The following is a 10,074-nucleotide window of genomic DNA, read 5'->3' as shown; positions in this document are numbered from 1 at the left end:
CTGCATAAGCTGTATCGTATCCGTTTTCAATCGCTGATCAGGTCATAAGAAAGGAGGGAATAATACATTTATCGCCTAATTGTGACGTAATAAAAATATTTATATTCCATACTATATAATGAATGGTGTATACTATATCTGCAGGACCATTAATACGCGCAAAGGTGGAACGGAGAATGGAAAATACGGCTGTCAAATTGAATTTGGGTGTCATTTTGTGCAAACACTGCTCGGCCATCATCGATACGGTGGATTCCGAGAACGTCGTCACCTACTACTCCGTCTGTCAGGATACGAGCTGCGCCGACCGCAACGAAATGTGCGCCGACTGCGATTAGGAGACACTGGCCTTCCTTCATTTATATATCCCATTTGGACCGTTCGGCGATGCCGGGCGGTTTTGTCGTCGTTATAAGGAACCAAAGAGGCAACGCTGGGCGGATAAGTCGGTTGGAGAGTGTAGTTTCCCGGCCGCTGCCCTCCCCTGCACAAACGAAAGGCCACGGAACTGGATGATCTTCGCGGATGGCCTTCTTGTTGTGGTGTTGTGTGGTGGTGTGGCGGACTGGGCCGGGCTAGGTGTGGACGGAGTCGGCTTCGCTAATGAGTTGTTAGCTGGGTCGGTTTTGGCGTGAGCTCGAATCCTTCCTTGCTGACTTGCTGCGGGCATTAGTGGAGACTGAGTTTGTTAATGAAAAAGGAAACTATAGACGGTGCAGAGTGACTCTAGTCCGAGTTTTCCTAACTGGAGCGCGATGGCGAGTGGGGAAATGTGTTGTAGTCCGAGTTTGCCGAGTTGGAGCGGTGTTGTTGGGAGGAGGTGTGCGGAAATGGCTCTGCAAATGGGTGAAATCGGACTACGAAGCATATCAGGACTCGCTCACGTCATGCAGTCCGAAAAAGTCGAACTGCAGAGCAGCAAGATTGTTTACACACCACGAGCAAGGCGGATTCATGCTAAGCTAGCAGTCGAAATGGCAATAAAGCAAGATATGTAGAAAACAGACAAACAAAGCAAGAGTATTAAAGATAATCACAAATTATTGCTGTATGCTGGATTTAAGTATTTATTCCTGTATATGGAGGCATTACCCGATGACAACTGCCGCTCAGGGGAACTCGGCTCCCCGCACCCATAAAACTTCCACTTATCGAATCGGACTGCTTGGCATCGATACCGGCCATGTCGTCGCGACCGCTCAACTGCTAATGAATCCGGATGACAAGTATTTCGTAGAAGGCGCGACCGTGGGCTGCGCTTTTGACGATACGGACGAGAACTTTTTCAATTTCCACCGTGTAGAGGTTTACCGGAAAACATTGACCGAAGAATACGGCATTCCGCTGGCGGCTTCGGCGGAAGAGCTGGCGGAGAAATCCGACGCCGTCTTCCTCTCCTCCATCGACGCGCGCCAGAGGCTGCGGCAGTTCCGGGCAATTGCCGAGGCCGGCAAGCCGGTCATCGTCGAGAAGCCGTTCGCGCTGTCGGTGCGGGATGCCGAAGCGATCTTCGAGTTGGCCGACCGCTACCGTACGCCGGTGTTCTGCAGCTCCTCCCTTCGCTATGCGGAGACATTCAACAAGGCGCTGCGCAAGCAGAAGGACGGCGCGATCCTCGGCATCGACTGCCTAGGGCCGCTCGATTTGCAGCCGCAGCTGCCGGGCCTGTTCTGGTATGGCGTCCATCTGACGGAGCTGCTCTTCACGGCGCTGGGTGCCGGCTGCCGCACCGTATGGGCGGTTCAAGGCGAGGGCCGCGAGCATTATGTGGGCCATTGGGAGGACGGGCGGATCGGCACCTTCCATGGCGATATTCGGCAGACGGAGCATCACAAGCGCTACTTCGCGATGCTTCACCGCGAGCAAGGCGAGAAGCCGGAGCTCGTCGATGTCCGTTCGGCCGAGAAGCCGGACTTCGCCTGCCTGCTCGAGCAGGCGATCGGCATGCTGCGGACCGGCATTTCGCCCGTTTCACAGAAGGAGACGCTGGAGATCGTCCGCTTCATGGAAGCGGCGAATCGCAGCCGCGTGTCCGGCTTGCCGGAGAAGCTGTAGCCAGTCGGATCGGAGAGGGGGTAAGCAACGGGATGGAGCACCAAGACAGGCTAGTCTGGAAAACCAAAGCAACGACGGCGATCGAGTCGCGCCGGGAGGAGCTGCTCGAGCTTGTGTCCGCACTGATCCGGTTCCCGAGCGAGAACCCGCCCGGGAACTCGTATCCGATCACCCGGTTTATCGCCGATTATCTCGGTGAAGCGGGTATTCAGTGCGAGTGGCATGAAGCGACGCCGGGCATGTGGAATCTGGTGGCGCGGACGAGCGGAGGAGGTCCAAGCCCAAGCTCTAGCCCAGGCTCAAGTTCGAACACGAATCTAAGCATGGGCACGAGTGCCACTCACGGCATTGGCACCGCATCGCCGCCCAGGAGGCTGATTTTCTGCGGCCACACCGACGTCGTCCCTGCCGGCGACCTGGCGCGCTGGCCGTTCGATCCTTACGCCGGTCTCCGCGACGACGAGTGGATCTACGGCCGAGGCGCGACTGACATGAAGGCCGGACTCGCCGGCCTGCTGTATGCCGCGGTCACCTTGAAGCGAGAAGGCGTGCCGCTGGACGGCGATTTGATTGTGGCCGTAGTGCCTGATGAGGAAACCGGCGGCCGATGGGGGATCCCTTGGCTGCTCGAGCGTGGCTTGCTGGCCGGGGATGGCTGCATCATCGCCGAGCCGGCGTTCCCATACCACCCGACGATCGGCCAGAAGGGCTGCATACGGCTGCGGCTCAAGCTCCGCGGCCAGCCGGCGCATTCCGCGCTCGCTCCGCTGCTAGGCCGCAATGCAATCGCCTCAGCGGCACTGGCGATGCAGGCGATCGCCGCAGCGGCGGAATTGCCGGTACACTTGCCTGCGGCAATGCAGCCGCTCATGGAGCGCTCGAAGCAGTTTCTCGACGAATTCGGCTTCCGGGCGGAGAGTATGATTCTGGACCGGATAGCCTTCAACGTAGGGACGATCCGCGGCGGCACGAGTGTCAATGTCGTGCCGGACTATTGCGAGCTGGAAGCGGATATGCGGATTCCGGTCGGTCTGGCCCGAGAGCAAGTGCTGGAAGCCGTGAAGCGGCGATTGGAACCGCTTGGCCCGGATGTGGAGATCGAGCTGTTCGGCATCCAGAGCGAGCCGAACTGGACGGATCCGGACGATTCCGTCTGCCGAACGCTGACGAGCAACATCGAATGGCTGACCGGACAGCCCTCCTACGGCGTGCTGCAGTGGGCGGCCAGCGACGCCCGTCATTTTCGCGAATACGGTATCCCGGTGCTGCAGTACGGTCCTGCCGATCTCTCAACCATTCACCAGTACGGGGAGCGGGCACCGGTCAAGGATACGGTGCGGGCGGCCCAAGTATTCGCAGCGACCGCGATCGATTACCTGAACGGCGGGTAGATATTGGGGAGGCACAGAGGATGAGCAAACGAAATTATCGGGTAGTCATACTAGGCGCAGGACGAATCGGAGGCGTGCATCTGCGGGCGGCCGTTCATGCCGAAGACGTCACCCCTGTGGCGATCGCCGATACGATTCCGGAAGCGGCCGAACGGCAAGCCGCCTGCTTCACGGTGAGGGTATATACGGATTATCGCGAGATGATCGACCGGGAACGGCCGGATATCGCCGTAATCGCGTTGCCGCCGTTCCTGCACCTGGAGGCGGCTGAGTACTGCGCGGAGCGCGGCTGCCATATTTTGATGGAGAAGCCGATGGCCAGGTCGGCTCAAGAATGCGAGTCGATCAACCGCGCGGTGGAGCGTCACGGCGTCCGGATGCTGGTCGGGCATACGATGCATTTTTCCAATTTGAACGTGTTGGCCAAGCGGCTTCTCGATTCGGGGGAGCTCGGCAAGCTGCTCATGATCAATCACAATTGGCATGCGTTTTATTACAATGACCGGCTCGATTGGTTTTTCGACAGGAAGCTGTCAGGCGGAGGCATTCTGATGAATTTGGGCTCGCACTCGCTCGATCTTGTCCAATGGATGTCGTCTAGCCGGGTCAGCCGGGTAAATGCGCGGTTGCATTACGCGGGTCGACGCGGCGACATCGAAGCGGCTGGGACGGTGATGGTCGAGACGGAATCGGGGGTTCCGGCGGTGCTGACCTTGTACGGCTATCATCGCAGACCCAAGAACGAACTGGAGCTGATGTGCGAGAATGGCGTCATCCGGGTCGTCCTGAATGAGGGAGCCTGGGTAATCAGGGACAGCGAATGCATCAGCCTCGGGGAGCCGGATGAGCAGGACAGCTATAGCGAGCAACTGGAAATGTTGGCTCGAGCGATTGGCAGCGGCGGCGAGCTGGAATGCGGGGGAGCGTACGGCAAGTCGATCATTGAAGCGGTGGAAGCGATTTATCGATCCCATGAAAGCGGCCAAATAGTAGAGTTGAAGGGGGCATACGCGATTGAAACGAAATGAGGTCAAGGCGAGGTTGAAACGAGGCGAGCCAAGCATAGGCTCCTGGCTGTCGATTCCGAGTCCGTTTTCCGCAGAGTGCATGTGCCGGTTGGGGTTCGACTGGCTGGTCATCGATATGGAGCACAACCCGATCTCGATCGAAACAGCGGCGTTGATGACGTCCTCCATGTTCGGCAGTTCCACGGCGCCTCTTGTGCGCATTCCTTGGAATACCGGCGAAAACATCAAGCGAGTGCTCGATATGGGCGCCTGGGGCATCGTCGTGCCGATGGTCAAAACCCGGGAAGAAGCGGAGCGGGTCGTCCGCGAGGCGAAATACTCTCCGGAGGGAGGGCGCAGCGTTGGAGGGCGTCGTCATGCTATGGGCTTCAGTTCGGAGCCGTCAACTTATTATGCTCAAGCGAATGACGAGATTCTAGTCGTTGTCCAAATCGAGCATATCGAGGCGATCCGCAATCTCGGCGATATTCTAAGCGTCCCGGGCATCGACGCCTGCTTCATCGGGCCGAACGATCTGATGTCGTCGATGGGACTGCGGCCGCAAATGACGAGCGAGGAGCCGACGGTCATCGAAGCGATCGAGCGGGTCCGGACGACGGCTAAGAAATACGGGGTTGCCTCCGGCATCCACGTATCCGATGCGGAGACGGCCAACGCTCGAATCGCGGAAGGATTCCAGTTCATCGCGATCGGCAGCGAGCTCAGCTTTATGATGAACCAAGGACAAGAAGTGTTGAACGGACTCGTAAACAACGCGGTGCATAGCTACGAGCGCCGAGAGATCCGATATTGACCGACGGAGGCCGGGAATATGAGCTATCTGGTGGCGGTCACCTCGACCGCATTTCATAACGATGCGAAGGCGTTGCTCGAAAATAAGGGGTTCGAAGTCGTCTGGAAGCCGATGCCCACGCAAGCGGAAATGGCGGAGCTGCTGCGGGAGGCGGATGCGCATATCGCCGGCTCGGAGCCGCTCGGGGCCGATATTCTGAGCCAGGCCGCCAAGCTGAAAGTGATCGCGAGAGTCGGAGTCGGCTACGACGCGGTCGATTGCCGGTATGCGGCGGAGCGGGGCATTCCGGTAACGATCACATTGGGCGCGAACGAGCAATCGGTCGCCGACCTCGTGTTCGCGCACTTGCTAGGCTTGGCGAGGCGGCTGCCGGAACAGGATCGTTCGGTCCGCGCAGGAGGCTGGTCGGCCGGTCCGATCGGCACCGAAGTGTGGAGCAAGACGATCGGCATCGTCGGGACGGGCCGCATCGGCAAGGCGGTTGCAAGGCGGGCGGCAGGCTTCGATATGAGAATCGTCGCCTATGACCCTTATCCGGACGCCGCCTGGGCCGAGTCGAACGGGATCCGTTATGTCGAGCTCGATCGGCTGCTTGCCGAGTCCGATGTGGTCACCTTGCACACGCCGGCTACCAGTGAGACAGTCGGGATGGTGAACGGAGCGTTTTTAGGGAAAATGAAGCCGACGGCTTTTCTGATCAACACGGCTAGAGGAACCCTGGTGGACGAGGAGGCGTTGTACGAAGCGCTCTCGAACGGTATGATCGCTGGCGCGGGATTAGACGTCTTCCGCGAGGAGCCTCTCCCAGCGGGGAATAAGCTGACTACGCTCGGCAACTGCCTGCTGACGAGCCACATCGCCTCTCATACGGAGGAAGCGCTCCGCCGTATGTGCGTCATGAGCGCGGAGGAAGTAGTGCGAGTGCTGGGCGGCGACTCCCCTCGTTACCCGGTGCCGTTGCCGGCGGCGGTCCAGGCGCTCCAAGACAAAGGAGGCGCCAGTCGATGAGGGAACCATCCATTATGCGCGCAGTTGTCTTGGAGGACGTAAAGCGTGCCGAGGTGAGGAGCATGCCGATCCCGACACCCGGCCCCCGCGAAGCGCTGATCCGGGTCGGCGCGGTCGGGATTTGCGGGACGGATTTGGAGCTGTATAACGGCCATCACTCGAAAGCTCAGTTCCCCGTCGTGCCAGGGCACGAATGGTCGGGGACGATCGTGCAATTGGGCGAGGGGGTAACGGAATTTGTTGCGGGAGACCAGGTCGTGGGCGAGACTAGCATCGCTTGCGGCCACTGTTCGTTTTGCAGGAAAGGCCGGTACAACCTGTGCTTGAACTTGGCCGAGAACGGCATCTTCGGCAAGGACGGCGCGATGGCCGAATACATGACTTACCCGGTATCGATGCTGCATCGGGTGGATCATTCGGTAGCCCCCGACGTCGCTTGCCTCGTCGAGCCGGCGGCTGTCGCCTACCGCGCCGTCCTGCGGCTAGCGGTACAGCCGGGCGAAGCTGTGGCGGTCGTAGGCGCCGGGCCAATCGGTCTGCTGACGGTGTGCATGCTGAAGGCGTTCGGCGTCCGCCGCGTTGTGGCGTTCGACAGCCGTCCGCTTCGGCTTGATTTGGCGCGGCAGCTGGGGGCTGACGAGACGGTGAACGTGGGGACGACCATGGCTGGCGGAGCTTCAGCGGCTGGTTCGATTGCCTCTGCCGAGCGGGAGCCGTTCGACGCCGTCGTGGAAGCTTCCGGCAATCGCGGCGCCATCGAGCGCGTGCTGGAGCTGTGCGCCCCGGGTTCACGACTCTGCTTGCTTGGCGGCTGCGGCGGTCAGAAGGCGGGCATGGATATCGATACGATTATCCGCTATGACATGGATTTATTCGGGAGTTTAGGCAGCCCTAGCGTTTGGCCGGCAGTCGTGAAGCTGTTCGAATCGAAGACGATCGACTTCGGCAAACTGGTTAGCCATCGAATTTCTATGGACGGATACAAGCAAGCGCTTGCTATAATGGAGGCAAGGGATGAGAGCATCGTCAAGATGGTGATCCTGCCCCAACGTGAAGCTTAAGAGAGCCGAGGAGGAAACGATTTCGCATGATCCGCAAGCTGCTGTCTTACCCGATGACCGAAGATGCCCCGGGCTGGCCGGGGAACCCCAAGCTGCGCGCCACGCCGTATTCCGCCATTGCGGCTGGAGACACGGCCAATCAATTCAAGGTGGAGCTATTCAATCATTACGGCTCCCATATGGATGCGCCGAATCATTTTGTAGACCGCGGTTTGCAAATGTGGCAGTTGCCCGTATCGAGCTTTTTCTACGATCGGCCGCTTCTGCTCGACATCCCGAAAGGCGAGGGCGAGCTGGTGTTGGCCGAGGAAGTGCTGGCGTACCGCAGCGAGCTCCAGGAAGCCGACCTGCTGCTGATTCGCAGCGGGTTCTCCGTGAAGCGTGATAGCGATCCGACCGCTTATTCCGAGCGCGGTCCCGGCTTCAGCTCCAGGCTGTGCCAAGTGTTGATGGACGAATTTCCAAAGCTGAAGGCGGTCGGGATGGATTGGATCTCGCTCTCCTCTGTGTTGCATCCGGATGAGGGGGTACAGGCGCACCGTTTTTTGTTGGGGGAATATCACGAGCACTTTAAGCTCATTATTGAAGATTTGGATTTGCGGGAGCTGAGCGCCGATCGGCTGCGCCGGGTTGTCGCCTTGCCTCTGCTCATTCGCGGGGTCGATAGCGGTCCTTGTACGGTTGTAGCGGAATTAGCGGTATTGGACTCAGGAGGAGGAGCTGACGAATGACGGACAAGCTGCCGTATAGCGAGTTGTTGAAATGGAAACGTTGGAATACGCCGACGATGTACAATGGTTGGGAAGCGATCACCAAGCATGACCGCCGCACGCATTTCAACCGGGAAGAGACGCAGGATTTCATGCCGCAGATGGGACCTATGGTCGGCTACGCCGTGACGGTGCAGATCGAACCGAGCAATCCGGAGCATCCGAAAAGCAATCCGAACGCCGCGAGCGAGTATCGCCGCTATATTGCCAGCATTCCCGGACCGAAGATCGTCGTCGTGCAGGATCTGGACAAGCCGGAGACGTACGGCTCATTCTGGGGCGAGGTCAACAGCAACATTCATCGGGCGCTTGGCTGTGTCGGGACGATTACGGACGGGGCGATCCGCGATGTGGATGAAATGACGAACGCCGGCTTCAAGGCGCTGGCCCGCCGGCTGTGTGTTGGCCATGCTTTCGTCCATCCGGTGCGTTGGGGCTGCGAGGTGGAAGTGTTCGGGTGCAAGGTGAATCCGGGGCAGCTTATCCACGCCGACAAACACGGCTTTCTCGTTATTCCCGACGAGGACGCGCCTAAGCTGCTCGAGGCTTCCGTGTTCATGGACACCAATGAGTGCAACACGCTCATAGAAGCGGCCCGCTCCTCCTTTGGCTTGTCCGCAGACGAAGTGCTGAAGCGGCTCGACGAGGCGGCAAAGGCGTTCGGTCAAGCGGCGGAGGAGAAGTTGAAAACAAAGGGCGAATGGTAGAACGGAGAAATTTATTTGGGCCGCCACGCGCCGATTGGAAAAGAAGTCCCAAAACCGCTATGATGGTGGGAAGAACGCTGTTATAGAGAGGAATTGGATAAAAGAATGGACAACCAAGCCAAGCAATTTTTGCTCGAATTGCTGAATACACCGTCTCCCTCGGGCGAAGAATGGCGCATCCAGCCCAAATGGATCGACTATGTGAAGCCGTTCGCGCATGAGATTCGCACCGATCTCGCCGGCAACGCCATCGGCATCCTCAATCCGGATGCGAAGTTCAAGGTGCTGCTCGCCGGCCATTGCGACGAGATCGGTTTGATCGTCAGCAAGATCGACGATCGCGGCTTTGTCCATTTCGATGCGCTCGGCGGCATCAGCCAGAAGCTGGCGGTCGGCATGAAGGTGGACATCTACGGCTACGGGGGGCGCGTCACCGGCGTCATCGGCGCCAATGCGCAGCATCACGGCGGCCTGAAGGACGGCTTCGAGTTTGCCGACCTGTGCATCGATTGCGGCGCCAGGAGCAAGGCGGACTTGGCCGGACTCGTGCGGGTCGGCGACTCGGCGGTCTACAAGCGCGAGCCGGAGCTGCTGCTCGGCGACCGGCTGAGCGGACGCGGCCTCGACAACCGCACCGGCGCCTTCATCGTCGCCGAGACGCTGCGCCGCGTCGCCGAGCGCGGAGCTTCGGTCGGCGTGTACGCCGCGAGCACCGTGAACGAGGAGACGAACATGGGCGGCGCCTACTTCGCCGCTGCGGGGCTGTCTCCGACGATGGCGATCGCGATCGACGTGACGTTCGCGACCGACTACCCCGGCGCCTCGACCAAACACGAGGTCGTCGCCCTGGACGGCGGCCCGGTGCTCGCCAAGGGTGCGCCGATCAACCGCAAAATCAACCGGCTGCTCGAGCTCGCCGCCGAACGCAAGGGCATTCCGCTGCAATACGAGCTGACGCCCCGCAACACCGGCACCGACGCGGACAAGATCCGCTTGACCGGTGCCGGGGTGCCGATCGGCCTTGTCTCGCTGCCGCTGCGCTACATGCACTCGCCGGTCGAGACGGCGAGCCTCGCGGACATCGAGCAGGAGATTGAGCTGCTCGCCGACATGCTCGTGCATTTGACGGGGCAGGAGAACTTGAACCCGTTGTACGAGGAATTGCAGGCATGAATAAGACGTTGGAGACCATCTGCTTTACAAGGCTGGTGGATTCTCCAACGTTTTTTTGTGGCTGAAGTGATAGGGCGGGCATTCATTT

Annotated in this window: 11 protein-coding genes; all 11 read left to right on the top strand. The window is 59.5% G+C overall.

The window, feature by feature from the left end; genetic code table 11:
• Positions 1–176 precede the first annotated feature (176 nt).
• The 11 genes from PKO02S_RS02365 to PKO02S_RS02320 all read left to right on the top strand — a co-directional run bounded on the left by PKO02S_RS02365 (position 177) and on the right by PKO02S_RS02320 (position 9,986).
• Positions 177–338 carry a GapA-binding peptide SR1P gene (locus PKO02S_RS02365; RefSeq protein ID WP_164821252.1) on the top strand — a complete coding sequence of 54 codons (162 nt, stop codon included), beginning with the start codon at positions 177–179 and terminating at the stop codon, positions 336–338.
• Positions 339–830: 492 nt separating this feature from the next.
• Positions 831–998: a hypothetical protein gene (locus tag PKO02S_RS32205; protein ID WP_164821251.1), complete on the top strand. Its 168-nt coding sequence runs from the start codon at positions 831–833 to the stop codon at positions 996–998.
• A 97-nt stretch (positions 999–1,095) separates the two neighbouring features.
• Positions 1,096–2,055 carry a Gfo/Idh/MocA family protein gene (locus tag PKO02S_RS02360; RefSeq protein WP_164821250.1) on the top strand — a complete coding sequence of 320 codons (960 nt, stop codon included), beginning with the start codon at positions 1,096–1,098 and terminating at the stop codon, positions 2,053–2,055.
• Between the two features lie 32 nt (positions 2,056–2,087).
• A complete protein-coding gene (locus PKO02S_RS02355; RefSeq protein ID WP_127579483.1) occupies positions 2,088–3,446 on the top strand; it encodes a M20 family metallopeptidase in 1,359 nt (452 codons plus the stop codon).
• 20 nt (positions 3,447–3,466) lie between these two features.
• Positions 3,467–4,474: a Gfo/Idh/MocA family protein gene (locus tag PKO02S_RS02350; RefSeq protein WP_127579482.1), complete on the top strand. Its 1,008-nt coding sequence runs from the start codon at positions 3,467–3,469 to the stop codon at positions 4,472–4,474.
• The gene (locus PKO02S_RS02345; RefSeq protein WP_127579481.1) at positions 4,461–5,267 is read left to right on the top strand and encodes an HpcH/HpaI aldolase family protein; all 807 of its coding nucleotides are present in this window, start codon (positions 4,461–4,463) and stop codon (positions 5,265–5,267) included. The genes PKO02S_RS02350 and PKO02S_RS02345 overlap by 14 nt, the downstream gene beginning before the upstream one ends.
• 18 nt (positions 5,268–5,285) lie before the next feature.
• Positions 5,286–6,275 (top strand): phosphoglycerate dehydrogenase, encoded by a 990-nt coding sequence (locus tag PKO02S_RS02340; protein ID WP_127579480.1) that lies wholly within the window; start codon positions 5,286–5,288, stop codon positions 6,273–6,275.
• Positions 6,272–7,336, top strand: coding sequence for a zinc-dependent alcohol dehydrogenase (locus tag PKO02S_RS02335; protein WP_127579479.1), 1,065 nt, complete (start codon positions 6,272–6,274; stop codon positions 7,334–7,336). Before PKO02S_RS02340 ends, PKO02S_RS02335 begins: the two co-directional genes overlap by 4 nt.
• Before the next feature lie 26 nt (positions 7,337–7,362).
• Positions 7,363–8,067: a cyclase family protein gene (locus PKO02S_RS02330; protein WP_127579478.1), complete on the top strand. Its 705-nt coding sequence runs from the start codon at positions 7,363–7,365 to the stop codon at positions 8,065–8,067.
• Positions 8,064–8,813 (top strand): RraA family protein, encoded by a 750-nt coding sequence (locus tag PKO02S_RS02325; RefSeq protein WP_127579477.1) that lies wholly within the window; start codon positions 8,064–8,066, stop codon positions 8,811–8,813. The genes PKO02S_RS02330 and PKO02S_RS02325 overlap by 4 nt, the downstream gene beginning before the upstream one ends.
• A gap of 105 nt (positions 8,814–8,918) precedes the next feature.
• On the top strand, positions 8,919–9,986 hold the full coding sequence (locus tag PKO02S_RS02320) for a zinc-binding metallopeptidase family protein (protein ID WP_127579535.1): 1,068 nt from the start codon (positions 8,919–8,921) through the stop codon (positions 9,984–9,986).
• The last annotated feature ends 88 nt before the right edge of the window (positions 9,987–10,074 follow it).

The organism is Paenibacillus koleovorans NBRC 103111, assembly GCF_004000845.1.
Taxonomy (GTDB): domain Bacteria; phylum Bacillota; class Bacilli; order Paenibacillales; family NBRC-103111; genus Paenibacillus_AA; species Paenibacillus_AA koleovorans.
This window is presented reverse-complemented; position numbering and strand designations above follow the sequence as displayed.